We start from the raw sequence: 23,645 nt of genomic DNA, 5'->3' as shown, positions 1-23,645 counted from the left end.
GGCGCCAGCGCTACAGTCCCTAGCATGATACAGGTTGCTGATCTGCCCGACACTCTGCCGGTGTTTCCGCTGCCCGGGGCGTTGCTCTTGCCCCGGGCGCGATTGCCGTTGCACATATTCGAACCGCGCTACCTGCAAATGCTGGAGGATGCGCTCAAGACGCCACACCGGATGATCGGCATGATACAGCCGTTCCCGTCGAAAACCGGCGACAGTAGCCTGCACAGCATCGGCTGCGCCGGACGGGTGACGCAGTTTTCGGAAACCGAAGATGGCCGCTATCTGATTACCTTGTCCGGCGTCTCACGGTTTCGGATCAAGACCGAGATCAATGGGTTCACGCCATATCGGCGGTGCGATGTCGACTGGGACGGGTTTCATCGCGATCTGGGCCGGGTTGAGGCGGACGACGATTTCAACCGCGCCCGCTTTCTAGAGCTGCTCGAACGTTTCTTTGAATCGCGCAACCTTTCGACAGATTGGGATGCCCTGAAGGACGCCGAGGACGAGCTACTGATCAACTCCTTGTCGATGATGCTCGATTTCGATCCCGAAGACAAACAGGCCTTGCTCGAAGCGCCCTGCCTTGCCACAAGGCGCGAGACCCTAATCACATTGATCGAATTCGCCCTTCGCGGCGGCTCGCATGAGGAAATTCTGCAATGAGCATTGAACCGTCTTCCACCGGAGCCAGTGAGGCGCCCTTTGACCGCCGGATGCTTGAGGCACTGGTCTGCCCGCGCACGCAGACGGTCCTTGAATACGATGCCTCAGCGCAGGAGCTGATATCGCGCGCGGCCAATCTGGCCTTTCCGATCCGCAATGGCATTCCTGTCATGCTTGAGGGCGAGGCGCGCGTTCTGGACTAGGCCGATACCTGCCGCAATGCGATTGAAGCTGAAATCTTGATGTGGCCGGGCAAGTTTTGTCCGGCCAATTTGATTTGCACCCGCACCATGGCCAGCTTCAGATCGGCAGCCCTTGAAGCAATCTCGGCAGATCCCCGGTCAGTCCGGCTGCCTCACGAATAAAGGTGCGGCGCAGCCCCGGAAAGGCGCCAACCACGGCCATCCCAACGTCGCGCCCCAAGCGCAGTAGCGGGTTATCGTTGGAAAACAGCCGGTTGAACGCATCGGTAGCTGCCGCCAGACTGGCGGTATCGAAGCGACGCCACTGTTGATAACGCGCAAGCACAAGCGGAGAGGCAATATCTTCGCCCCGGCGCTTTGCCTCCGTCAGCACCTCCGCCAATGCGCCGACATCGCGAAGCCCTGCATTCAGCCCCTGCCCTGCAATCGGGTGGACCCCATGGGCGGCATCGCCAACCAGCGCCAGCCGGTCAGCCACAAACGCATTGGCGAGGGTCAGGTTCAAAGGGTAGATGAAACGGTCACCGGCCAAGCTGATCTCGCCCAGAAAATCGCCAAATCGGGGGCGCAGCGCCGCAAGGTAGTCCGCCTCGTCCAGGGCCTGGATCGCTTCAGCAACCCGGCTCCGCTCACTCCAGACGATGGAAGACCGATTGCCCGGCAACGGCAAAATCGCCAACGGGCCAGAGGGCATGAAAAATTGATGGGCGACGCCGTTATGCGGCGCCTCGTGTTGAATGGCGCAAACCAGCGCCGTCTGACCATAATCCCAGCCGGTCCGTTTGATACCTGCGCGTGCTGCGGTGCCACTGCGCCGACCATCCGCCCCGACGATCATTCCCCCACGCAGCGCGTCACCAGAGGCCAGCGTAAGGGTCACACCAGTGGCGTCGACATGCTGCGCGACGACTGTCTGCTCATCCACCAGCGTGATTGCCGAATCCGCCTCCATCGCGCGGCGCAGGGCACGACGCAGATAGCGATCCTCAATCATGTATCCCATAGGACCATCTTCGATCTCGGCATGATCGAAATGCATGAAGAACGGCGATGGTCCCTGACCCGCGCGACCATCGGTGACCTTGATGTCCAGCATCGGCTGGGCCTTGTCCGCGACCTGCGACCAGACGCCAATCTGCTCCAGCAACCGCTGTGATGCGAGCGCCAGCGCATAGCTGCGCCCATCAAAGCCGTCATCGTCGCGCAGATCCCGCGGCAGCGCGTCGATCAGCGTCACTGTGTGGCCTGTCTGGGCCAGCGCCAATGCCAGGGCCGGACCATTCAGGCCACCGCCCACAATCAGGATGTCGGTTGTGTTTTTCATGCCCCGCAATATGCGCCTGCGATTGGGATTGTCCATGGGGCGCGGTGCCGCTACCGTCGCCTCATCCCGAGCAATTTGGAGAGGCGCACATGCAAGAATGGCTGACGCAGACCGCAGCGGATCTGGGCCGTGGCATTGAGGCAGGTGAAATCTGCCCGGTTGCCTTGACCAGAACCTATTTGGAGGCCATTGACGCCCATCCCAAGCGCGACCGGATCTACACCATCGTCACCCATGACCGCGCCCTTGCCGAGGCCGAAGCGGCAAAGCTGCGCGCGGCGCAGGGACAGCGGTTGTCGCTGCTAGACGGCGTTCCGATCAGCTGGAAGGATCTTTTTGACAGCGCTGATATCACAACCGAAGCCGGGTCCAATCTGCTAGCCGAGCGGGTCCCCGAACGCGATGCGCTGGTTCTGCAGACGGCAACATCAATGGGCGCTGTCTGCCTCGGCAAAACACATATGAGCGAGCTGGCCTTCTCCGGGCTCGGTCTCAATCCGGTGAAGGCAACACCGCCTTGCATCCATGACGATCAGGCAGCCCCTGGCGGATCGTCCTCCGGTGCGGCAGCTTCCGTCGCCTTTGGTCTGGCGGCCTGTGGAATAGGCTCTGATACAGGGGGATCTGTACGAATTCCCTCGGCCTGGAATGATCTTGTCGGACTAAAGACGACTTCCGGCCGGATCAGCCTGGAAGGGGTTGTCCCGCTTTGCCTCAGGTTTGATACCGTCGGCCCTCTGGCACGATCGGTCGAGGACGCCGCGCTTTATCTAGGTATGCTGGAGGGCACCCATGGCCCCGATCTGCGCGGAACCACCTTGGAGGGACGCCGCTTTGCCGACCTGCGGACCGTGGCGCAGGAGGATCTGGCCCCTGAGATTGCCGAGGCCTACAGCGACGCCCTGAATAAACTACGCGCAGCCGGAGCAGATATTGTCCCGCTGGAGGTTCCTGTGCTGAAGGAGGCCATGTCGCTCAGTGCGATCCTCTTTACAGCGGAGGCCTACGGCCTGTGGAAAGATGTGATCGAGGCAGCACCACATCTGATGTTTCCCGAGATTCTGGAGCGGTTCCGCTCCGGGGCCGGTTTCAGCGGTCCGGACTATGTCGCCGCCTGGGCCAAGCTGGAGCAGTATCGAATGGACTGGGATCTGGCCACCGCAGGGTTTGACGGCGTGCTCTGCCCGACCTCTCCGATCCTGCCACCTGATGTCGAACGGCTTCAGAACGATCACGACTACTACATCCATTCAAATCTGATGGCCTTGCGCAACACCCGGATTGGCAATCTGATGGGACTGTGTGGCCTGTCACTGCCCACTGGAGCCCCCTCATGTGGCTTGCAGATCTTGGGGCAACCTGACTGCGAAGAGGCCCTCTTGCGCGTCGGCGCAGCTGTGGAGCGGGCATTGGCGTGAAAGCCACATTTTGCCAAGCCCACCTTCGCGCGGCTGGACGCAGGGGGATCCGCTCTGTAGTTTGTTTGTGAACGGGGCATTAACGATCCCGGACCTGAGGCCAAACACATGAATTTTCCGGAGCGGTTTTCAAACCTGCCGCCATACGCGTTCCCGCGACTGCGGGCCCTGTTGGACCATCACACGCCGGGCGGCGATGTGGTGCATATGACCATTGGCGAACCCAAACATGATTTCCCGGCCTGGGTGACGGATGTGATCGTCGAAAACGCCGCCGGCTTTCAGAGCTACCCTCCCAACGAGGGTAGCACCGAGCTGCGCGGCGCCATCAGCGACTGGATCAAGCGCCGCTATGATGTCAGCGTCGACCCAATGACACAGGTCATGGCGCTGAACGGCACCCGAGAAGGGCTCTACAATGCAGCGATGGCGCTCTGCCCGGAACAGAAAAACGGCCAGAAACCAGTCGTGCTGATCCCGAACCCCTTCTATCAGGTCTACATGGTTGCCTCGATCTCGGTTGCAGCAGAGCCGGTTTTTGTACCCGCGACGGCTGCGACGGGTCATCTGCCCGATTATAGCAGCCTGCCGCCCGAGGTGCTGAACCGCACTGCTGTCGCCTATATCTGTTCGCCCGCCAACCCGCAGGGTGCCGTAGCCAGCCGGGACTACTGGACCCAGCTTATCCAACTGGCCGAGCAGTATGATTTCCGCATCTTTGCCGATGAATGCTATTCTGAAATCTACCGGGACAGCGCACCGGTCGGTGCCCTGAGCGTCGCACAAGAAATGGGTGCGGACCCAGAACGGGTGGTGCTGTTCAATTCGCTCTCGAAGCGCTCCAATCTTGCTGGTCTCCGCTCGGGCCTCATCGTCGGCGGACCGGAAACGCTAAAGCGGGTGCATCAGCTGCGCGCCTATTCCGGCGCCCCGCTGCCCGCACCGCTACAGGCCGCTGCAGCCCGAGTTTGGGCGGATGAAGCGCATGTCGTGGAGAACCGCGCGCTTTATCAGGCAAAATACCGGATTGCGGATCAGGTTTTTGACGGGCTGGACGGTTACATGGCACCTGAGGCAGGTTTTTTCCTCTGGCTACCGGTCGAGGACGGAGAGGCGGCGGCACTGAAACTGTGGCTGGACACCGGCGTACGGGTGCTGCCCGGATCTTATCTGGCCCAGGGCAACGGCACCAAGAACCCGGGCGCCGGTTATATTCGGGTGGCACTGGTCGCCCCCGCAGATCAGACCGAGGTAGCCCTGCGCAAATTGCGCAACTGCCTCTACTGATGACCCATTCGATGCGCCCCTTTCAACGAGCGGCGCCAAAATAAAAAAGTCATGGGGCCCAAACCCGCGCATAAGAAGCGGGACGCCCCGACGGACAAGATGAAACGAGGTAGGCATGGCATTTCAGACGCGCAGCCGCGATCCATTGCTGGACAGTAACATGCAGGCGGCCATCGAGAAGCGTGGCAAGGAACTGATTGGCGCACTGCTGATTGGCCTCGGCCTGATGGTTGCCCTGATGATCGGCAGCTATTCGGCGGATGATCCGAACTGGATGGTGTCGACTGACGCCCCGGTGCAAAATATGCTGGGTCGCACCGGGGCATCGCTGGCCTTCATTCTGATCACGCTCTTTGGCAAGGCCAGCTGGGCGATCGCGCTCTTCCTGACCGTCTGGGGTGGACGCTGCATCTTGCATCGCGGCGAAGACCGGTTCCTGTGGCCGCTGCTACTGTCGCTGCCCTGGCTGCTGCTGGTCTCCTTGCATCTGGAAACGCTGGTCCCATCCGACGCCTGGAAATCGGCGCATACCTTCGGTCTCGGCGGTATGATCGGATATACCTTTCTGGGGATGCTGTTGGCCCTGCTGCCAGTTGGGCTGATCTTTCTGGTCAAATTCCTCTCACTCCTCACCGCGCTTGGAATGTTGGGCTTGGGCGCCACCGTTCTCGGCTTTACCCGCGCTGAAGTCACCCGTGGTCTGCGGTTCGTATTGGTCGGTCTCATTCTGATCTACGGTGCGATCGCCGGTGTCCTTGGCCGGGGCGCAGCAAGCGGCATGCAGGCAGCGCTCAACTATCGAAGCCGCCGCGCCGAACGTACAGCAGCAGCGGTCGCGATGGCAGATGTCGTCGACAGCACCGAAACCGACCCGCAGATGTTCGAGCCGTTGGAGTTCGACGACGGGCCCACAGCAGCGCCGCCGCTTGGTGCTCCGGTGCTTGGGCCGGCAGCCGCCCCTTATGGCCGGGTAGAACCGGCATTTGAGATGCGCCACGAAGATGAGCCCGAACCGGTCAAGGAAAAGACTGGCCTGTTTGCCCGTGTGCCGAACCTCATCCGCCGGGCCGAACCAGTGATGCCCGAACCGGAACTTGTTGAACCCGTCCTGAGTGAGGCGAGCAGGGCAGCGGATCTGGACACCCTTCCCGGCGATGAGCGGATCGCCGAAAAAATTGCCAGTGCCGTACGCGTGCGCCGCGCTGCTGATGTGGCACCCGAAGTGGATTTCCCGCTGACCAAGGGCCGTGGACGTCGACCGGAACCCCTGATTTTCAACCCTAATCACAACGTCGAAGGTCTGCCGCCCGAACCACCGCTGACCGGTGCGTCGATGGACGCTATGGAGGCGGCGATGGGAACGGTCCCGCCTGTTCCACCCGCACCAGAGGTCGGATATTCCCCCGATGCTGAGCCGCACCCGGGGTACAATAGTGCTGCATATGAGCATCCGGCGTCCGCTGGGTTCGTCGACCATGTCGCCTCCGAAGGGCTGCCAAGCGCTCCGACCCCAGACGCCAGCGGTGCGCAGGTTCTGCGCCGTACCGCAAAAAGCGCTGCCGCATCTCATGCGGCAGCGGCGACGGTCGCCCCGCCCGTAACGCCCCCTGTGACACTTCCGGTGGCAGAGCCACGTCGGGCTGTTGTGGAACAGCCAGTCCGCAAGCCGCCGCAGCCATCGGCCCGCGCAAAGGCCGAAGCACAGCCCCCCTTGGCCTTTGAAGATGCCAGCAGTGATTTCGAATTGCCGCCGCTCTCGCTGCTGACCAGCCCGGCACAGATCGAACGCCACCACCTGAGTGACGAGGCGCTGGAAGAAAACGCGCGAATGCTGGAATCGGTATTGGATGACTATGGCGTCAAGGGTGACATCGTCTCGGTGCGCCCCGGTCCCGTTGTCACCATGTATGAACTGGAGCCGGCACCGGGTCTCAAGGCCAGCCGCGTGATCGGTCTGGCCGATGATATCGCACGCTCCATGTCCGCACTGTCCGCGCGGGTCTCTACCGTGCCGGGTCGCACCGTGATCGGTATCGAACTGCCCAACGACAAGCGTGAAAAAGTTGTCCTTCGCGAAATTCTTGCGTCACGCGATTTTGGCGACGGCACCCATGCGCTGCCACTGGCGCTTGGCAAGGATATTGGCGGTGACAGCATGGTCGCCAACCTTGCGAAAATGCCTCACCTGCTGATCGCAGGGACCACCGGCTCGGGTAAATCGGTGGCGATCAACACCATGATCCTGTCGCTGCTGTACAAGCTGACGCCCGAAGAATGCCGTCTGATCATGATCGACCCGAAGATGCTGGAACTCTCCGTCTATGATGGCATTCCGCATCTTCTCTCGCCTGTGGTGACAGATCCGAAAAAGGCCGTCGTCGCCCTGAAATGGGTAGTCGGCGAAATGGAAGATCGCTATCGCAAGATGTCGAAAATGGGCGTGCGGAATATTGCGGGCTACAATGGCCGGGTGAAAGAAGCGCTTAACAAAGGCGAGATGTTCAGCCGCACCGTGCAAACCGGATTTGACGACGACACGGGCGAACCGGTCTTTGAAACCGAAGAATTCGCGCCCGAGGCGTTGCCCTATATCGTGGTCATCGTCGATGAGATGGCCGACCTGATGATGGTTGCGGGGAAGGAGATCGAGGCCTGCATCCAGCGTCTGGCGCAGATGGCCAGGGCATCGGGCATTCACCTAATCATGGCCACGCAACGGCCCTCGGTTGACGTGATCACCGGTACGATCAAGGCGAATTTCCCGACGCGGATTTCGTTCCAGGTGACCTCCAAGGTCGACAGTCGGACCATTCTCGGCGAAATGGGCGCCGAGCAGCTGCTGGGTATGGGCGACATGCTCTATATGGCGGGCGGCGCGAAGATAACCCGCTGCCACGGCCCGTTTGTGTCAGATGAAGAAGTCGAAGAGGTGGTCAACCACCTCAAGCAATTCGGACCGCCCGAATATATCGGCAATGTGCTTGACGGCCCGGATGACGATAAGGCCGACAATATTGATGCGGTGCTGGGTCTCTCTACCGGTGGCAATACCGATACCGAGGACGCGCTATACGATACGGCGGTACAGATCGTCATCAAGGATCGCAAATGCTCGACCTCCTATATCCAGCGAAAACTGGCCATCGGCTACAACAAGGCAGCACGTCTTGTTGAGCAGATGGAGGAAGAAGGGCTCGTCTCTCCTGCAAACCACGTCGGAAAAAGGGAAATTCTGGTTCCCGAGCAATAGTCGTTTCACGGCGGGGCCAATTGGTCCCGCCTCTTCACATTTGCCAATGTCTCCCTATTTAGAAACCATGAAACAACTTGCCTACGCCCTAGCGCTGACGCTCTGTGCCCCGGCTGCATGGGCAGCCGAGAAACTGAGCCTGAACGACGTTTCGCAATATTTGAACGGGATCTCTACTGCGACAGCCCCGTTCAGCCAGATTAATGACGATGGTAGCCTCTCCACCGGCAAGCTTTATATGCACCGGCCCGGACGGATGCGGTTCGAATATGATCCGCCCAACAAGGGGGTTGTGGTTGCAGGCGCGGGCGCTGTTCTGATTCAGGATCCGAAGTCAAACCAGCCGCCCGAGACCTATCCACTCAACCGGACGCCACTTTCGCTGATCCTGGCCCGCAACGTGAACCTGGGCCGTGCCAATATGGTGGTGGGTCACGGCTTCGATGGCACCTCCACGATTATCCGCGCGCAGGATCCTAAAAACCCGGAATATGGCAGTATCGAAATGATGTTCACCGACAACCCGGTTGAGCTGCGGAAATGGGTGATCCACGATGGTTCCGGCGGCAAGACCACGGTGATCCTTGGCGGGCTGCAAACCGGGGTCAAGCTGTCCTCCAAACTATTCAACACCAGTTCAGCCCCGTCGCGCTAAAGAGCGGCGACGTCAGACATGAGACCCCCCGCCCGAACAATCGGACGGGGGGTCTCTTGTCGTAATGATCGCAACGGTCAGCGTGCGCGGCGACAGGTGGCAAGCTGTGTCTGATACATCTCAGCCCGCGCCTGCACCTTGGCAGCAACCCGCAGCAGCCATGGTTTGGATCGGTAGGTTCCGCGGGCGAAACCGGTATGTCCATCATGGTAGGCTAGGTACTGGTTGCGCGCATCATAGAGCGACACACCGTTGCGGTCCCGCGTCTGGTTCATATACCAGCCCATGAAATCGGTGGCGTCCTTGATCCGGTTGCGCTTGGCGCCGCGGCGGCCGGCAGATTTGCGATAATCGTCCCAGGTGCCATCGAGCGCCTGACTGTAGCCATAAGCGCTGGACTGCCGCCCCATCGGGATCACCCCTAGCGCAAAGCGGTGCGGTGTGCGCGCGTCGGACCGGAAACGGCTTTCCTGATGGATGATGGCCATCTGCACATGCATGGGAACGCCCCAGCGCTTCTCTGTGGCGCGGAACGCCTTCAGATACTCGGGCCGTTGCTTGATGATGCTGCACGCATTGTCGAGATTGCGCGGCGGTGAGCCACCGCCACCTCCGCAGGATGCCACGATCAGCAATAGGATCATGGCGCCTATGATTCTGCTCATTGCCTCTGCCTCTTGTAAATCACTGGGCGTATTTTGGCGGCAGTGTAGCTAATCACGAGCGGCGTGAAAATCACTATTCCGTGGCGCCGGCAACCTGTCCCGGACCAGCGCCACCGATCATCGGCGGTCAGAGGTCAAATGTCGCGAAGACAGGCGCATGGTCACTTGGTTTCTCCCATCCACGCGCATCCCGCATTACCCGACTGGAATGGGAGGAGTTTTTGATGTCGGAGCTGGCCCAGACATGGTCCAGTCGGCGCCCCTTGTCCGCCGCATCCCAATCCTTGGCACGGTAGCTCCACCAGCTGTAGAGCCGCCCATCCGGGATATCATTGCGGGTGACATCCGACCAGCCACCGGCCTCCATGACATCGGCGAAATGTTCGACCTCAATCGGAGTGTGGCTCACCACTTTCAGCAGCTTCTTGTGATCCCAGACGTCATCTTCGCGCGGCGCGATATTGAGGTCTCCGACAAGGATGGATTTCTCCGGCCGCTCAGAGTGAAACCAATCCCGCATATCAGTAAGATAGTCGAGCTTCTGGCCGAATTTCTCATTGACCTCGCGGTCAGGCACATCGCCGCCAGCGGGGACATAAAAGTTATGGATGGTAACGCCATTTTCGAGACGGCCCGCGATGTGGCGGGCATGGCCAAGACCGGCAAAATCCTTGTCACCGACATCCTCGATCGGCAGCCGGGAGAGAATTGCGACGCCGTTGTAACCCTTCTGGCCGCGGGCGATCATATGGCCGTAGCCCAGCTCGGCAAATTGCTCCAAGGGAATCTTGTCGACCGGGCTCTTACACTCCTGCAGGCAGAGTACATCCGGCCCCTCCTCTGCCAACAGCTTGCAGACAATCGGCTCCCGCAGGCGAACCGAATTGATATTCCAGGTGGCTAGGGTAAACGACATCGCGCGCCTCTTTCTCAAATGTCTGTGCTGTTGGCCGGATACTGCCCGCTCTGGCGCGGTGATACCAGTGCACAAATGGCATCGGGAAAACGGCGAAATCATCGCCGTATCTTCATCATTCGCGCTGCTATGAACGAAAAAAAGCCGGGCACTAGGCCCGGCAGTCCAACAGGGAGGAACATGTCATTACCCGGACATGCACGGGATCTCTCGTCAGTGCCGTCGCACTTGTCTCAATGACCACCATACCTCCCAGTCCGGGCGATTCTGTGGCGCTGAGGTGTCAGATGGCCAGTTTGTAGCCACCCGACTCTGTGACTAGTATACGTGCATTTGACGGATCTGGTTCAATTTTTTGGCGAAGTCGGTAGATATGGGTTTCCAGCGTATGGGTTGTAACCCCAGCATTGTAGCCCCAGACCTCGTGCAGCAGCACATCGCGTTGCACAACCCCCTCGTTAGAGCGGTACAGGAATTTCAGGATGTTGGTTTCCTTCTCGGTGAGGCGGATCTTGCGATCGTCCTCGGTCAGAAGCAGTTTCATCGCCGGTTTGAACGTATATGGACCAAGTGCAAATACGGCATCTTCGGATTGTTCATGCTGGCGCAGCTGCGCGCGGATCCGGGCCAGCAGGACCGGAAACTTGAACGGTTTGGTAACATAGTCATTCGCCCCGGCATCCAGCCCGAGGATCGTATCCGCATCGCTGTCATGCCCGGTCAGCATCAGAATCGGTGCTTTCACACCTTGTTTGCGCATCAGGCGGCAGAGTTCGCGGCCATCGGTATCGGGGAGGCCAACATCCAGGATGATCAGGTCATAAAGCGCCTCTTTTGCGCGCTCCATAGCTGTCTGACCGTTCTCGGCTTCGAACACGTCGAAGTCTTCGGTCATAACCAGCTGCTCGCTCAGGGCTTCGCGCAGATCTTCATCATCGTCTACAAGCAGAATTTTCTTCAGTTGGGCCATAACCTTGTCCTCCTGTGCCGTGCACAACAGATGCGCAGTCCGCCGCCCGATCACAAGTTATGCTGCAAGAGTTTCACGCCGACGTGTCCATGGGGCGGGAATTGTTTCACTTTTCCATCGTTTATGACTACTTAAATACTGTTCACCGCAGCGGTGCCGCGCCCCAAGACGTCAATGACCCACAGGATTTCCGCATGAGTCTGATGCCCACGATGATCGACCTACTGGCCCGCGCGCGGGTGGACCTGCGTATGGGCTTGCCGGTCGTCCTGACCACGCCCGATCAGGCGGTATTGGCCGTCGCGGTTGAACCATTGGACAGCACCCGACTGGCGAGCCTGCGCACGCTTGGCCCACTGACATTGGCCGTGACAGCCCGGCGGGCGAGTACTCTGAAGGCCCGTGCCTATGATGGCGATGTTGCCCGCATCAGCGTTCCAAATTCAGCGGATCTGTCTTGGCTTCAGGCCGTTGCCGACCCCGCTGACGATCTGAGCACACCGATGAAGGGCCCGCTGCAAAGCGGTCGCGGAGGCAATGCAGAGCTGCACCGGTTGGCCATTGCCTTGGCCAAATCGGCCCGCCTGTTGCCTGCCGCGGTGGTTTGCCCCCTGCAACATCCCGCACAATTCGCCCAGAGCTATGGGCTGACAACCCTGCCGCTCGCCGCAGTTGCACCGCTGATGGTCGAAAGTTCGCCGCTTCATCCCGTCGCCGCGGCTCGTCTTCCAATCGCTGCGGCCGAAGCCGGGCGGCTGCACATCTTTCGCCCGGAAGATGGCGCGGAAGAACATTATGCCATCGAAATCGGCAAACCTGACCGTAGCCTTCCAGTCCTTGCCCGACTGCATTCCGCGTGTTTCACAGGCGATGTTCTTGGCTCGCTCAAATGCGATTGCGGCCCCCAGCTGCATGGAGCGCTGAACCAGATGGGCGCCGAAGGACAGGGCGTACTGCTCTACCTCAACCAGGAGGGGCGCGGCATTGGCCTTGCTAATAAAATGCGCGCATATTCCCTGCAAGATCAGGGGTTTGACACGGTTGAGGCCAATCATCGCCTTGGGTTCGAAGATGATGAGAGAGATTTTCGCCTAGGCTCCGCAATCCTGAAGGAGCTGGGCTTTTCTTCGGTGAGACTGCTGACCAACAACCCCAACAAGATTTCCATGATGGAAAAAACCGGCATCACAGTCACCGAACGGGTACCGCTGAAGGTCGGGGAGACCGCGTTCAACCGCGAATATCTCGCAACAAAAGCCGCCAAATCCGGCCACATGCTATGAGATCGGGCATCCCGCGTAACCTGCGGTCAACCGATATGCTGCTCACCCCAAGGGGCCTGCGCTTTGCTGGACGCACCCTGCCCTGTTCAATCGGGCGCGGTGGGCTGAGTCCGAACAAGGTCGAGGGCGATGGTGCAACGCCAATCGGCTGCCATCTTGTCGTCGGTATGCTCTATCGACCGGACCGAATGGCACCACCAACCGATTGGGCTGAGCCGATCGGGCCCGGCGACCTGTGGTCCGACGCTTCCGACGCCGAGGATTACAACCAACACGTCCGCGCGCCATACTCCGACAGCCATGAAGCCCTCAGACGTGCTGACCCGTTGTATGATCTGGTCCTGGTCACGGATTGGAACTGGCCGGTTGCCGAGCCCGGCCGTGGGTCGGCAATCTTCCTGCATCAGTGGCGGCGCCCCGGCTTCCCGACCGAGGGCTGCATCGCTTTTTCGCGTCAGGATTTACACTGGCTGGCCAAACTGGTTCTGCCCGGTACACGCCTTGTGGTGCCACCGCTGGCGCGCTGAGACGTTGCCGCGCAGGCTATCAGAGCTCGTAAGCGCGCGCACCGAAGATGGCCGATCCAACACGCACATGGGTCGCGCCTAACGCAACAGCAGTTTCAAAATCACCACTCATGCCCATCGACAGGCCCGTTAGGCCATTTCTCTCTGCGATCTTGCGGAGAAGAGCAAAATGAATGCTCGGTTCCTCAGCTGCGGGCGGAATACACATCAGACCTTCGAGGGGCAGATCCATATCCTGACATTCGCGAATGAAGGCATCTGCTTCACCCGGAGGGATCCCGGCTTTCTGCGGCTCCTCGCCGGTGTTGACCTGGACGAACAGCTTTGGACAATGGCCCAGTTCCTGCGCCAGCCGCGCGATGGTCTTGGCCAGTTTCGCGCGGTCAACAGTATGAATGTTCTGAAACAGATCCATCGCCTGCCGCGCCTTGTTGGTTTGCAGCGGGCCAATCAGGTGCAGATCCAGTTCCGAGTAGCGCGTCGCGAAGTCCGGCCATTTTCCGGCGGCTTCCTGCACACGATTCTCGCCAAAACAGCGATGCCCCTCTTCCAGAACCGCCGCGACCCTGTCGTTGGGTTGAACCTTGGATACCGCGATCAGCTGCACCGACCCTCGAGGGCGGCCAGCTTTTTCTTCGGCGGTATGAATGCGGGATTGGATCTCCTGAAGCGACATGGGGCAGTCTCACTATGGTCAGATGTTGCCGCAGAAAAACACAGTTTCTGCACAAAAGAAAAGGGCGAGCTCGTAAGAGCCCGCCCCAAGAACCGTAGTGGTTCAGGTCAGCTTAGAAGCTGAACTGAGCACCGAAGTCGGCACGCATCTGGCCGTCGGCGCTGCCCACTTTGCTCTCGCCGATACCACCGCGCAGGGAGACACCGCCGCCCAGGTCGTGGATCACGCCCAGACCAACGTTGCGGGTGTCGCCGTCGCCGGAACCGTCGCCGTAAGCGAAGGTCAGGGTAGTTGCGGAGCTTACGTCGTAAGCAGCAGAGATACCGTAGAAGGTGTCGGACTGAGCAACGTTGCCCGCGATGGATTCATCACCAACCAGCAGGGTGCCGGAGAATGCGCCCCAGGTGCCGCCCAGCGACAGAACAACGATGTCGTCGTCGTCTGCTGCGCCGTTGTCGGTTTCACCGTATGCCAGAGCGGCAGTGATGTTGCCGAAGGTGTAAGCAGCGTGGATGTCGAAACGGTCGCCGTCGCCACCGTTTGCCGCCTGGTCGTAGGACGCAGCAACAGCGAAGTCACCAACTGCGTAACGAGCGTAAACGCCGTTCACGCCTGCGCCACCGGAGGAGTAACCAACGAAGTCGTAGTTAACGCCGGAGTACTGACCAACGAAGTTTTCCAGGCCCGGCTCGTTGCCGTAGTAGTTGGGCAGGTTGTCGATTGCGCCAGCAACGTTACCTACGTCAACACGCAAACCGCCGTACTCAACCGAGAAACGCGCGCCGTTCAGGCCAGCTGCGTTTGCTTCGCCGGAAGCTGCATCTTCGTCAGCCTGCATACGAACGCGAGCGGAGAACTTCACGCCTGCGTCGGTTTCAGCGGAGCCATCGATGTTCATGCGGAAACGGCTGACGATCACGGTGTCGGAAGTGCCACCAACGGTACGATCTTCAACGTAGCCGATACCAAAGCGGCCGTAGCCACCGAACGAAACGTCTGCTGCTGCAACACCAGCGGTGGCGACCAGCGCAGTCGAAGCGAAGAGAATCTTTTTCATGTTTTTCCCTCGGGTTTAAATGTCCAAGCTCAAACAGGCGCTGAGTGGCACAAGTCTGAGTACGCCCTCCGTTTCGCTCTTTTTGGGGTCGTTACGCAAGCTTGGGCGCAGGCGGCAAATCCTTTCGGCCCGAAGTTGATGCAACCATGTCACAGTATCTTAACCCGAGCGGCATCAACGGCTTCGCACAGAGAGAGTCTATTAAAGAATAGGCTTGTTGCCGCCCTATCGCTTGGCTAGGACTAGTCCGCAACCGGAATAGCAACGGATCTTGCCCATCATGCGCTGGCTCACGAAACTTGGACTCATCTCGCTTCTGGCTGTCACCGCCAGCTGTGGCGCATTCGGCGGCAAGAACCGCGGCGGCCCGTCGGCCTATAATGAAAACGTCATTGGCGGCAACCCGCGGAACCCGGAGAACATAGAAGGCACGACAATCTGGGATGCCTTCAAACCCACGAAGGCCGAACAGATTGTTCAGGTGAACCGTTACCTCTGGACCGCAACGCTGGATGTGCTGGACTTCCTGCCGCTGCAAACCGTCGAACCCTACACCGGTGTGATCGTCACAGGTTACGGTACTCCCCCGGGTGGCGGGCGCGCCTATCGTGCAACGGTTCATATCAAGGATCCCGCACTGGATGCCCGCTCGCTAAACGTGTCGCTTCAGACCCGCAACGGCCCAGTCAGCGCCAGTACAGCACGCGCGATCGAGGATGCGATTCTCTCTCGGGCCCGCCAGCTGCGCATCGCCGACCGCAAGCTTTAACCCGGCGCATCCCCCTCTTCTGCCCTCTGGAACAGGCGGGCAAACATCACTATCACAAGCGCCAGGCCCCAAACCTGGCGTTTTTATCTACGAAGGACAGCTCTGATGCCCCGTTATGTTGCCCCGGAAATCGAAGCGCGTTGGCAGGACGCATGGGAAAAAGCCGGGATCTTTCAGGCGAAACGCTCGGCTGACAAACCGAAGTATTACGTCTTGGAGATGTTCCCCTATCCATCGGGCAAACTGCACATGGGGCACGTGCGCAATTACACCATGGGCGATGTGATCGCGCGCTACAAACTGTCGACCGGCCATAACGTACTGCACCCGATGGGGTTTGATGCCTTTGGTATGCCCGCTGAAAACGCCGCGATGGCCAGCGGCGGTCACCCCAAGGACTGGACCTACGCGAATATCGACACGATGGTCGAACAGATGAAACCGCTGGGCCTGTCGCTGGATTGGTCGCGGATGTTCGCCACTTGCGACGAATCCTACTATGGCCAGCAGCAGGCTCTGTTCCTCGATTTCCTCGAAAAAGGTTTGGTCTACCGCAAAAATGCCGTGGTGAACTGGGATCCGGTCGACATGACCGTATTGGCGAACGAGCAGGTCGAAGGCGGCCGAGGCTGGCGCTCCGGCGCCTTGGTCGAGCGCCGCGAGCTGACGCAGTGGTTCTTCAAGATCTCCGATTATTCGGATGAGCTGCTGACCGCGCTGGACACTTTGGAAAACTGGCCCGCCAAGGTGCGTCTGATGCAGGAGAACTGGATCGGAAAATCCCGCGGCCTTCAGTTCAGCTTTACCCGCAGCGATGGCGGCGATCCGATCGAGGTTTACACAACCCGCCCCGATACGCTGAACGGCGCATCCTTCGTGGGCATCTCTCCCGATCACCCGATTGCCAAGGCCCTGGAAGCCGACTCGGAAGAAGTCGCCGCCTTTGTCGCCGAATGCCGCAAGGGGGGCACGACCGAAGAGGCCATCGAGACCGCCGAGAAGCTGGGCTATGACACCGGCATTCGCGTGAAGCATCCGCTGGATCCGAACTGGGAGCTGCCGGTCTGGATCGCGAACTTCATTCTGATGGACTACGGCACCGGCGCGATCTTTGCCTGCCCTGCACATGACCAGCGCGATTTCGAATTCGCGACCAAATACAGCCTACCCATCATTCCGGTGTTCCAGAACCCTGAAGATGACAGCCCCTTGACCGAGGCCTATGTCCCGACCAAGGCCGAGAAGGTTCGCTATGTCAAAGGCTTCGCCGGTGCGGATGAGCAAACTGGTGAAGAGGCCGTAAATGCCGCCGTTGACAAGGCCGAACGCGAAGGCTGGGGTGCAGGTGTCACCAAATTCCGCCTGCGCGACTGGGGTCTGTCGCGCCAGCGCTACTGGGGTTGCCCGATTCCCGTGGTACATTGCCCGGACTGCGGCGTGGTACCGGAGAAGAAGGAAAACCTGCCCATCGCGCTGCCCTATGACGAAGACGGCAAGGCGATTGACTTCTCGATCCCCGGCAACCCGCTGGATCGTCATCCCAGCTGGCGCAACTGTGCCTGCCCTGCCTGTGGCAAGCCTGCGCAGCGCGAAACCGACACAATGGATACCTTCGTTGATTCGTCGTGGTATTTCGCCCGTTTCACCGCGCCCGACGCCGAAACACCGACTCGGATGGAGGATGCCAACTACTGGATGAACGTCGATCAGTATATCGGCGGCGTCGAGCACGCGATTCTGCATCTGCTTTATTCGCGCTTCTTTGCCCGTGCCATGCAGATCTGCGGTCACCTGCCCGAGAAGGCAAAGGAACCCTTTGACGCGCTGTTCACTCAAGGCATGGTGACACATGCAATCTATGAAAACGCGGAACGCCGCACTGAGAATGACCGCCCGATCTACCACTACCCGGAAGAGGTCGAGGAGCGCGACGGTGCGGTTGTGGTCAAGGAAACCGGCGAAACGGTCAAGGTCATCCCCTCGGCCAAGATGTCGAAATCCAAAAACAACGTCGTCGATCCGCTGCACATCATCTCGTCTTATGGGGCGGATACCGCACGCTGGTTTGTACTCTCCGACTCACCGCCTGAACGAGATGTGGAATGGACGGCCTCTGGTGCAGAAGCCGCGCATAAGCACCTGAACCGCGTCTGGAATCTCTGCGATCGCATCGGCGAGATGGACCCGAGCGCTGGCGGTGAGGGCGACGATGAGCTGCTGCGCGATATGCATAAGGCAATCCGCGATGTTACCCTCAGCATCGAAACCTTTGGTTTCAATGCGGCGATTGCGAAGCTCTATAGCTTCACCAACACCCTTGCCAAATCCAAGGCCGGGGCTGCCGCGCAGAAGCAGGCGATCATGACACTGGCCCAGCTGATGTCTCCGATGACGCCGCATCTGGCTGAGGACATCTGGAACCATCAGGGGGGCGAAGGCCTGTGCGCAACTGCCCCTTGGCCGGTTGCGGATGAATCGATGCTGGTGGAAGACAGCGTCACCCTGCCGATTCAGGTCAACGGCAAACGCCGCGGTGAAATCACCGTTGCCAAGGACCTCGGCAAGGATGAGGTTGAAAAAATCGCCCTCGCGCATGAAGCTGTGCAAAAGGCGCTGAATGGCGCCGCTCCAAAGAAGGTGATTGTCGTGCCGGGTCGGATTGTGAATGTCGTGGCGTAGGCCAAAATACCTCATCGCATTGGCCGCTTCTTTGTTGGTGGCGGCCTGCGGTTTCACTCCGGTTTACGCGCCCGGTGGCAGCGGATCCGTGCTTTATGGCGCGGTAAGGGTGCAAGCCCCGGAAACGCTGGGCGCTACGGATGATACCGACGCCTATTTCCTGGTCCAGAATCTCGAAAGCCGGTTGGGACGCGGATCTGGTGCAGATTATGCACTGGACCTGAAACTGCGCACCCGAAGCGAAGGTCAGGCGATCACCGCCGACAATGAAATCACCCGCTATTCCATCGTCGGGCAGGCAGCCTATGTGCTGACCCGGCAGTCCGACGGCACCATCGTCGCAAGTGGTGACGTGGAGAATTTCACCGGCTATTCCGCAACCGGAACCACTGTTGAAACTCTTGCCGGTGAGCGTGATGCTCACCGGCGGCTCATGATGATCCTCGCGGATCAGATCACGACTGATCTGCTGAGCACGGCTGATCTCGGCCAGACCGGCGGGAGCCAGACCCCGGCTGCTTCCAAATGAAACTGAGCCCGCGCGAGGCGGACGGATATTTCGCCAAACCGGATCCGGCGAAGACAGGCCTGTTGATCTACGGCCCCGACGCCATGCGGGTGTCGTTGAAGCGACAGCAGATGCTGGCGGCACTCCTGGGACCAACCGCAGAAGAAGAGATGCGTCTGACGCGGATGTCGGCTGCGGATCTGCGCAAGGACGCAGCCCTGTTGATGGATGCGGTCAAGGCCGTAGGGTTCTTTCCCGGCATCCGCGCGGTATTTGTCGAAGAAGCCAATGACACCGCAGCACCAGCTATTATCGCAGCGCTTGAGGCCTGGCAGCCGGGCGACGCGCAGATTGTGGTGACGGCCGGACAATTGAAGGCAACGTCCAAGCTGCGCAAGGCTTTTGAAAATCACCGGAACGCCTATGCCACGGGGATCTATGATGATCCGCCATCACGCAGCGAAATCGAACGTATCCTGATCGAAGCCCGGATCCGTGACGTCCCTGTGGACAGTATGTCTGCGCTGGTCGATATCGCGAATGATATTGGACCCGGTGATTTCTCCCGCATGGTTGAGAAACTTGCACTCTACAAATACGAGGACAGCACGCAGCTGACGCTCGAAGACATTCAGGCGATCGCGCCGCAATCCACCGAAGCTGCAGTCGATGATATGCTCAATATCGTGGCAGAGGGGCGCGGTGCCGAAATTGGCCCGCTCATGGGTCGTCTGCAGGCACAGGGCACCAACGCCGTAACGCTTTGCATTGGCGCGACCCGGCATTTTCGGACCCTCTACACAATTGCCTCCGATCCCGGAGGTCCAGCACAGGGCATCGGGCGCTTGCGGCCGCCGGCCTACGGAAAACGTCGCGACCGGCTTCTGCGACAGGCCCAGAGCTGGGGCGCTTTCAAACTTGAAACTGCGCTGACCCTGCTGACCGATACCGATCTACAGCTGCGCTCAGCCGGACAGACCGCACCGGCTCTTGCGTTGATGGAACGCGCCTTGATCCAACTGGCGCGTCTCAGCCGCGTCGGGTGAGCCCTTGGCTGTCGGGCGGGTCCAGACGCTGCGTCCAGATCACGGCTGCTTGAGAATGGCTTGACCCCACAGCCGGAACCCGGTTCCGTTTCGGACAGAAACCGCAGGGAGATCTCGAAATGTACACCGTTATCGGCAAACAGCTGACCCGCAGTTACCGCGTGCTTTGGGCGCTTGAGGAAATGGGCCAGCCCTATGAGCTGAACCCGTCCTCTCCGCAAAGCGAGGAGGTTCTGGCCCTCAACGCCTCCGGCAAGGTCCCTGTGTTCAAGGACGGAGACGATGTGATCACCGATTCGACAGCGATCATTACCTATCTGGCGGACAAGCACGGGCAATTGACCGCCCCTGCCGGCACGATTGCGCGGGCAAAGCAGGATGCAATGACACATCTTCTTCTGGACGAGCTGGACGCTTTGCTGTGGACCGGGGCGCGCCACAGTTTCATTCTGCCCGAAGACAAACGAGTGCCCGAGGTCAAAGACAGTCTGAAGTGGGAATTTTCCCGCAATCTCGCGCGGCTTGAAAACATGATGGCTGGTCCATTTCTGATGGGCGAGGAGTTCACCATACCTGACATCATCTGCACCCATTGCCTGAACTGGGCCTATAGCGCCAAGTTCCCAATCGAGAGCGAACTCCTTCTGGCCTATAGCAAGCGCATGCGCGCACGTCCCGCCTTTCAGGCGGTAGCAGCATCGGTAGCGTAACTACCGGCCAGATAGTCAACGGCTGACCGCCCCGCCCAACGCCCTGTCGCCAGGCAGGCGGTCAGCAGATACCCTCCCGTTGGGGCTTCCCAGTCGAGCATTTCCCCGGCGCAGAACACGCCGGAACGCGCATGCAACATCAATCCTGAATCAACAGCCCGGGCCTGAACACCGCCAGCGGTGGAAATCGCCTCATCCATCGGCCTCAGCCCGGCATGGCGGATCGGCACAGCCTTCACCAGCCGGGCCAGCGTCTCGGGCTCCGCTGGTAATGGCCGCGCGAATTCCTGCATCACCGCCAGACGCGGCGGTGTCAGTTTCAGTACCTTGCGCAGATGGGTCGACAAACTGGATTTGCCGCGCGGGCGGGTCAGACGTGCGATGACCTGATCCAGCGACAGATCGGGCAGCAGATCCATATGCAGCGCTGCGCCCTCGCGCACAGCGGCGCAGACCGTATAGACCCCTCCCCCTTCGAGCCCTTGCCGGGAGATCACCGCCTCACCACGGGTGCGAACCGCACCGGCGCATAATGCGATACCCTTTAGTGGTGCGCCAAAATGCTGGGCCATGTGATCTGACCAAGGGATCAAGAGCCCGGCATTGGCGGGCTGGAAGGGTGCAAGCGGCACAGCGTCGGCGGCCAGTGTCTCTGCCCAGCGGCCGTCGGATCCCAGTCGTGCCCAGCTGGCGCCCCCCATGGCCAGAACTGTCGCCCCGGCCGTGACCTGCCGCAGGCCGTCCGGTGTGTCGAACTGCAGAGCGTCACCTTGCCACCCCAGCCAGCGCCAGCGGGTGCGGCGCTCCACCCCGTATCCGTCCAACCGGGCCAGCCACGCCCGCAGCAGCGGAGAGGCTTTCATTTCGCTGGGGAAAACCCGTCCTGTGGTGCCCGTGAACAAGGTGGTGCCCAACCCCGTCGCCCAATCCATCACCTCTGCCGCATCACATTCCGCGATCATCGGCGCCAGCCAGTCCGCCCCCGCGCCATAGTGGCTGAGCAGCATCGAACGTGGTTCGTCTTTCGTCAGGTTGAGGCCCGATTTTCCGGCCATCAGGAATTTTCGGGCAACCGAGGGTTTGGCATCGACTATAAGCGTCCGGTGACCAGCTGCCCCGAGCTCTTCGGCAGCCCGCAAACCCGCAGGTCCAGCACCGATGATCACGGCGTCCCAGTTTTCCAGTTCCTGTCCCAAATAGACGGTTCCTTGCGCGCTTGCCCTTGCCGATGACCGACACAGGCGCATGTCCTACGGTTGAACCAGCCATACTCAGAGACTGCGCCAATGTCACCGTCTGCCGACGCCGATCCAATATGCCCGCTGTGCCACCGCCCGATCCCAAGAGAGGTCGCACAAAGCCTGCATCACCTGATCCCGAAGCTGAAGGGCGGTAAGGGCGGACCAACGGTTTTGCTGCATCACATCTGCCACAAGGAAATCCATTCGGCACTCAGCGAAGCGGAACTGGCGCGGTCCTTCCATACGGTCGAAGCCCTGCGCCAACATCCCCGGCTGGCAAAATTCATCGCCTGGGTGCAAAAACGCCCGCCGTCCTTTCAGTCGCGGGTACCGGAAGGACGGCGGAAACGCTGACAAGGCGGCGTTTAGACCCGTGTGCAATCGGACAGGATCGCCTGCGCCATATCCATCTCGGCGGCGAGGCTATCCGCCATCAGGTCACGGGCTGTCTCCATCAAGTCCTCAGGCTGCACGATCCGGTCTATCAACCCAAACTGCTGCGCCTCCTCGGCGGAGATCTTCTGTCCAGCGGCCAGGATCAGCTTCGTGCGCGCCGGACCGATCAACGCCGACATGCGCCGCGCGTCAGAGGGTTGCGGGCGGTAGCCAAGCTTCATGACCGGGTAAAACACCTTCGCAGTTGGCACGGCGATTCGCAGATCGCAGGCCAGTGCCATCCCATTTGCCCCGCCCGCCAAAGTGCCGTTCAACGCCGTAATGGTAAGACAGGGAAGGTCGGCAATGGCTCCCGACAGCTGCTCCCACAATGGCGATGTGGCGAGACCGGCCCGCGCCGCATCCAGATCCGCACCGGCGCTGAAAACACGGCCAGCCCCCGTGATGATCAGCCCACGCGCGCCCTGCGCGCGGGCCGCGATATCGCAGAGCTGCTCCAGCATTTGAACGGTCAATGCGTTGGCCTTGTCCGGCCGGTTCAAGGTGACCGTCCAAAGACCGTCCTCTCCGATGTCGAGGTCGATCATATCAGGCCGACCTGCTTGCGGATGCCCTCATCACGCAACGAGATTTCGGTTCCGACCAGATCGTCCGCCGCCGCGCTGCACATCCACAGCAGAGCCCGTGCCGGCCACTCGGCCGGAATATGATCTGACCAATCCAACCGGCTGACTGGATTGACGCCGCTGGCCTTGATCACCCGCTGCATTTCCGTTGCTACGGTGCCCGGAGACAGCCCCATGGCGCGAATGCCATTTGCCGCTTCTTCATGATGCAGGGACCGGGTCAGCATCGCGGCAGCCGCCTTGGAGGCGCAATAGGCACTCCAGCCTTCCACCGGGTTATGCGCAGCACCCGAGCTGACGGTCAGGACTGTTCCACCACCCGCTGCTTTCATCCCCGGCAGGACCGCACGCATTCCGTTGAATACGCCATTCACATTGATGTCGATCAGCCGGGCCCAGCCGCCAGGATCGGCCGCTTCAAGACGGGCAATCGGATCGACCACACCGGCATTGTTGATCAGTATATCAATCCGCCCAAACTGCGCCTCGGTTTGCGCGACAGCGGCCGCTACAGCCTGGTAGTCGGCCACGTCACAGGCGAAGGTCAGCACCTTTCCGCCGATCTCTTTTGCCAGCTCGGCGAGGCTGTCTTCACTCCTTGCCAGCAAGGCCACATTGGCCCCGGCAGCGGCAAACACACGGGCCGTATCGGCACCGATACCCCGGCTCGCGCCGGTTATCACAACTGTCTTGCCCTTGATCTCCATACTATTAATCTCCAAATCCCTGTTTTGAAATGTGGTAGACTGGTTAGGGGGAACGGTCCAGTGGGA

The 23,645-nt window shown here is 60.2% G+C and carries 23 protein-coding genes; 14 read left to right on the top strand and 9 right to left on the bottom strand.

The annotated features are described in order from the left end of the window. Positions 1 to 24 precede the first annotated feature (24 nt). Both VWZ87_RS14730 and VWZ87_RS14725 read left to right on the top strand, forming a co-directional pair. Positions 25 to 666, top strand: coding sequence for an LON peptidase substrate-binding domain-containing protein (locus VWZ87_RS14730; RefSeq protein ID WP_416534470.1), 642 nt, complete (start codon positions 25 to 27; stop codon positions 664 to 666). After that, positions 663 to 869 carry a Trm112 family protein gene (locus tag VWZ87_RS14725; protein WP_340546926.1) on the top strand — a complete coding sequence of 69 codons (207 nt, stop codon included), beginning with the start codon at positions 663 to 665 and terminating at the stop codon, positions 867 to 869. Before VWZ87_RS14730 ends, VWZ87_RS14725 begins: the two co-directional genes overlap by 4 nt. Before the next feature lie 97 nt (positions 870 to 966). Here the strand turns inward: VWZ87_RS14725 and VWZ87_RS14720 are convergent, their stop codons facing one another. Next, positions 967 to 2,193: an FAD-dependent monooxygenase gene (locus VWZ87_RS14720; protein ID WP_416534469.1), complete on the bottom strand. Its 1,227-nt coding sequence runs from the start codon at positions 2,191 to 2,193 to the stop codon at positions 967 to 969. A gap of 89 nt (positions 2,194 to 2,282) precedes the next feature. On the opposite strand from VWZ87_RS14720, the gene VWZ87_RS14715 reads away from it, so the two are divergent. From VWZ87_RS14715 to VWZ87_RS14700, 4 genes are all read left to right on the top strand, one after another. Beyond that, the gene (locus tag VWZ87_RS14715) at positions 2,283 to 3,611 is read left to right on the top strand and encodes an amidase (RefSeq protein ID WP_416534468.1); all 1,329 of its coding nucleotides are present in this window, start codon (positions 2,283 to 2,285) and stop codon (positions 3,609 to 3,611) included. Positions 3,612 to 3,719: 108 nt separating this feature from the next. Beyond that, positions 3,720 to 4,898 (top strand): aminotransferase class I/II-fold pyridoxal phosphate-dependent enzyme, encoded by a 1,179-nt coding sequence (locus tag VWZ87_RS14710; RefSeq protein WP_416534467.1) that lies wholly within the window; start codon positions 3,720 to 3,722, stop codon positions 4,896 to 4,898. 115 nt (positions 4,899 to 5,013) lie between these two features. Then, entirely contained in the window at positions 5,014 to 8,148 is a 3,135-nt protein-coding gene (locus tag VWZ87_RS14705; protein WP_416534466.1) for a DNA translocase FtsK, read from the top strand. Positions 8,149 to 8,215: 67 nt separating this feature from the next. Further along, on the top strand, positions 8,216 to 8,803 hold the full coding sequence (locus tag VWZ87_RS14700) for a LolA family protein (RefSeq protein WP_340546931.1): 588 nt from the start codon (positions 8,216 to 8,218) through the stop codon (positions 8,801 to 8,803). Positions 8,804 to 8,880: 77 nt separating this feature from the next. On the opposite strand, the gene VWZ87_RS14695 is transcribed toward VWZ87_RS14700, so the two are convergent. The 3 genes from VWZ87_RS14695 to VWZ87_RS14685 all read right to left on the bottom strand — a co-directional run bounded on the left by VWZ87_RS14695 (position 8,881) and on the right by VWZ87_RS14685 (position 11,354). Beyond that, positions 8,881 to 9,468, bottom strand: a complete 588-nt coding sequence (locus tag VWZ87_RS14695) for a transglycosylase SLT domain-containing protein (RefSeq protein ID WP_340546932.1) — start codon at positions 9,466 to 9,468, stop codon at positions 8,881 to 8,883. Positions 9,469 to 9,595: 127 nt separating this feature from the next. Next, positions 9,596 to 10,384, bottom strand: a complete 789-nt coding sequence (locus VWZ87_RS14690) for an exodeoxyribonuclease III (protein ID WP_340546933.1) — start codon at positions 10,382 to 10,384, stop codon at positions 9,596 to 9,598. Between the two features lie 283 nt (positions 10,385 to 10,667). Next, a complete protein-coding gene (locus tag VWZ87_RS14685; RefSeq protein WP_340546934.1) occupies positions 10,668 to 11,354 on the bottom strand; it encodes a response regulator transcription factor in 687 nt (228 codons plus the stop codon). 194 nt (positions 11,355 to 11,548) lie between these two features. Between VWZ87_RS14685 and ribA the strand changes: the two genes are divergently transcribed. Further along, complete coding sequence (gene ribA / locus VWZ87_RS14680; RefSeq protein WP_416534465.1) at positions 11,549 to 12,637, top strand: GTP cyclohydrolase II; 1,089 nt, start codon at positions 11,549 to 11,551, stop codon at positions 12,635 to 12,637. Positions 12,638 to 12,672: 35 nt separating this feature from the next. Then, positions 12,673 to 13,164 (top strand): L,D-transpeptidase family protein, encoded by a 492-nt coding sequence (locus VWZ87_RS14675; protein ID WP_416534506.1) that lies wholly within the window; start codon positions 12,673 to 12,675, stop codon positions 13,162 to 13,164. 19 nt (positions 13,165 to 13,183) lie between these two features. On the opposite strand, the gene VWZ87_RS14670 is transcribed toward VWZ87_RS14675, so the two are convergent. Then, entirely contained in the window at positions 13,184 to 13,840 is a 657-nt protein-coding gene (locus VWZ87_RS14670) for a YggS family pyridoxal phosphate-dependent enzyme (RefSeq protein WP_416534464.1), read from the bottom strand. Between the two features lie 112 nt (positions 13,841 to 13,952). Beyond that, a complete protein-coding gene (locus VWZ87_RS14665) occupies positions 13,953 to 14,897 on the bottom strand; it encodes a porin (protein WP_340546937.1) in 945 nt (314 codons plus the stop codon). 280 nt (positions 14,898 to 15,177) lie between these two features. On the opposite strand from VWZ87_RS14665, the gene VWZ87_RS14660 reads away from it, so the two are divergent. The 5 genes from VWZ87_RS14660 to VWZ87_RS14640 all read left to right on the top strand — a co-directional run bounded on the left by VWZ87_RS14660 (position 15,178) and on the right by VWZ87_RS14640 (position 20,609). Continuing rightward, entirely contained in the window at positions 15,178 to 15,666 is a 489-nt protein-coding gene (locus VWZ87_RS14660) for a DUF3576 domain-containing protein (RefSeq protein ID WP_340546938.1), read from the top strand. Between the two features lie 105 nt (positions 15,667 to 15,771). Continuing rightward, on the top strand, positions 15,772 to 18,345 hold the full coding sequence (gene leuS / locus VWZ87_RS14655; RefSeq protein ID WP_340546939.1) for a leucine--tRNA ligase: 2,574 nt from the start codon (positions 15,772 to 15,774) through the stop codon (positions 18,343 to 18,345). Next, a complete protein-coding gene (gene lptE, locus VWZ87_RS14650; protein WP_340546940.1) occupies positions 18,332 to 18,874 on the top strand; it encodes an LPS assembly lipoprotein LptE in 543 nt (180 codons plus the stop codon). Before leuS ends, lptE begins: the two co-directional genes overlap by 14 nt. Then, the gene (gene holA, locus VWZ87_RS14645; protein WP_340546941.1) at positions 18,871 to 19,899 is read left to right on the top strand and encodes a DNA polymerase III subunit delta; all 1,029 of its coding nucleotides are present in this window, start codon (positions 18,871 to 18,873) and stop codon (positions 19,897 to 19,899) included. The genes lptE and holA overlap by 4 nt, the downstream gene beginning before the upstream one ends. A gap of 119 nt (positions 19,900 to 20,018) precedes the next feature. Then, positions 20,019 to 20,609: a glutathione S-transferase family protein gene (locus tag VWZ87_RS14640; protein WP_416534463.1), complete on the top strand. Its 591-nt coding sequence runs from the start codon at positions 20,019 to 20,021 to the stop codon at positions 20,607 to 20,609. On the opposite strand, the gene VWZ87_RS14635 is transcribed toward VWZ87_RS14640, so the two are convergent. Continuing rightward, positions 20,582 to 21,805 carry a TIGR03862 family flavoprotein gene (locus VWZ87_RS14635; protein WP_416534462.1) on the bottom strand — a complete coding sequence of 408 codons (1,224 nt, stop codon included), beginning with the start codon at positions 21,803 to 21,805 and terminating at the stop codon, positions 20,582 to 20,584. The two genes, VWZ87_RS14640 and VWZ87_RS14635, sit on opposite strands and share 28 nt — an antisense overlap. A gap of 90 nt (positions 21,806 to 21,895) precedes the next feature. Between VWZ87_RS14635 and VWZ87_RS14630 the strand changes: the two genes are divergently transcribed. After that, on the top strand, positions 21,896 to 22,204 hold the full coding sequence (locus VWZ87_RS14630) for an HNH endonuclease (protein ID WP_416534461.1): 309 nt from the start codon (positions 21,896 to 21,898) through the stop codon (positions 22,202 to 22,204). Positions 22,205 to 22,215: 11 nt separating this feature from the next. Here the strand turns inward: VWZ87_RS14630 and VWZ87_RS14625 are convergent, their stop codons facing one another. Further along, a complete protein-coding gene (locus VWZ87_RS14625; RefSeq protein WP_416534460.1) occupies positions 22,216 to 22,833 on the bottom strand; it encodes an enoyl-CoA hydratase/isomerase family protein in 618 nt (205 codons plus the stop codon). Beyond that, positions 22,830 to 23,579 (bottom strand): SDR family oxidoreductase, encoded by a 750-nt coding sequence (locus VWZ87_RS14620; RefSeq protein ID WP_416534459.1) that lies wholly within the window; start codon positions 23,577 to 23,579, stop codon positions 22,830 to 22,832. Before VWZ87_RS14620 ends, VWZ87_RS14625 begins: the two co-directional genes overlap by 4 nt. Positions 23,580 to 23,645: the final 66 nt, after the last annotated feature.

The organism is Phaeobacter sp. JH20_37, assembly GCF_048056015.1.
Lineage (GTDB): Bacteria > Pseudomonadota > Alphaproteobacteria > Rhodobacterales > Rhodobacteraceae > Phaeobacter > Phaeobacter bryozoorum.
This window is presented reverse-complemented; position numbering and strand designations above follow the sequence as displayed.

What these genes read in the sequence shown, in the direction of transcription:
- VWZ87_RS14730 (WP_416534470.1), top strand. Translation starts at nt 25, where the DNA reads ATGATACAGGTTGCTGATCTGCCCGACACTCTGCCGGTGTTTCCGCTG.
- VWZ87_RS14725 (WP_340546926.1), top strand. Translation starts at nt 663, where the DNA reads ATGAGCATTGAACCGTCTTCCACCGGAGCCAGTGAGGCGCCCTTTGAC.
- VWZ87_RS14720 (WP_416534469.1), bottom strand. Translation starts at nt 2,193, where the DNA reads ATGAAAAACACAACCGACATCCTGATTGTGGGCGGTGGCCTGAATGGT.
- VWZ87_RS14715 (WP_416534468.1), top strand. Translation starts at nt 2,283, where the DNA reads ATGCAAGAATGGCTGACGCAGACCGCAGCGGATCTGGGCCGTGGCATT.
- VWZ87_RS14710 (WP_416534467.1), top strand. Translation starts at nt 3,720, where the DNA reads ATGAATTTTCCGGAGCGGTTTTCAAACCTGCCGCCATACGCGTTCCCG.
- VWZ87_RS14705 (WP_416534466.1), top strand. Translation starts at nt 5,014, where the DNA reads ATGGCATTTCAGACGCGCAGCCGCGATCCATTGCTGGACAGTAACATG.
- VWZ87_RS14700 (WP_340546931.1), top strand. Translation starts at nt 8,216, where the DNA reads ATGAAACAACTTGCCTACGCCCTAGCGCTGACGCTCTGTGCCCCGGCT.
- VWZ87_RS14695 (WP_340546932.1), bottom strand. Translation starts at nt 9,468, where the DNA reads ATGAGCAGAATCATAGGCGCCATGATCCTATTGCTGATCGTGGCATCC.
- VWZ87_RS14690 (WP_340546933.1), bottom strand. Translation starts at nt 10,384, where the DNA reads ATGTCGTTTACCCTAGCCACCTGGAATATCAATTCGGTTCGCCTGCGG.
- VWZ87_RS14685 (WP_340546934.1), bottom strand. Translation starts at nt 11,354, where the DNA reads ATGGCCCAACTGAAGAAAATTCTGCTTGTAGACGATGATGAAGATCTG.
- ribA (WP_416534465.1), top strand. Translation starts at nt 11,549, where the DNA reads ATGAGTCTGATGCCCACGATGATCGACCTACTGGCCCGCGCGCGGGTG.
- VWZ87_RS14675 (WP_416534506.1), top strand. Translation starts at nt 12,673, where the DNA reads ATGCTGCTCACCCCAAGGGGCCTGCGCTTTGCTGGACGCACCCTGCCC.
- VWZ87_RS14670 (WP_416534464.1), bottom strand. Translation starts at nt 13,840, where the DNA reads ATGTCGCTTCAGGAGATCCAATCCCGCATTCATACCGCCGAAGAAAAA.
- VWZ87_RS14665 (WP_340546937.1), bottom strand. Translation starts at nt 14,897, where the DNA reads ATGAAAAAGATTCTCTTCGCTTCGACTGCGCTGGTCGCCACCGCTGGT.
- VWZ87_RS14660 (WP_340546938.1), top strand. Translation starts at nt 15,178, where the DNA reads ATGCGCTGGCTCACGAAACTTGGACTCATCTCGCTTCTGGCTGTCACC.
- leuS (WP_340546939.1), top strand. Translation starts at nt 15,772, where the DNA reads ATGCCCCGTTATGTTGCCCCGGAAATCGAAGCGCGTTGGCAGGACGCA.
- lptE (WP_340546940.1), top strand. Translation starts at nt 18,332, where the DNA reads ATGTCGTGGCGTAGGCCAAAATACCTCATCGCATTGGCCGCTTCTTTG.
- holA (WP_340546941.1), top strand. Translation starts at nt 18,871, where the DNA reads ATGAAACTGAGCCCGCGCGAGGCGGACGGATATTTCGCCAAACCGGAT.
- VWZ87_RS14640 (WP_416534463.1), top strand. Translation starts at nt 20,019, where the DNA reads ATGTACACCGTTATCGGCAAACAGCTGACCCGCAGTTACCGCGTGCTT.
- VWZ87_RS14630 (WP_416534461.1), top strand. Translation starts at nt 21,896, where the DNA reads ATGTCACCGTCTGCCGACGCCGATCCAATATGCCCGCTGTGCCACCGC.
- VWZ87_RS14625 (WP_416534460.1), bottom strand. Translation starts at nt 22,833, where the DNA reads ATGATCGACCTCGACATCGGAGAGGACGGTCTTTGGACGGTCACCTTG.
- VWZ87_RS14620 (WP_416534459.1), bottom strand. Translation starts at nt 23,579, where the DNA reads ATGGAGATCAAGGGCAAGACAGTTGTGATAACCGGCGCGAGCCGGGGT.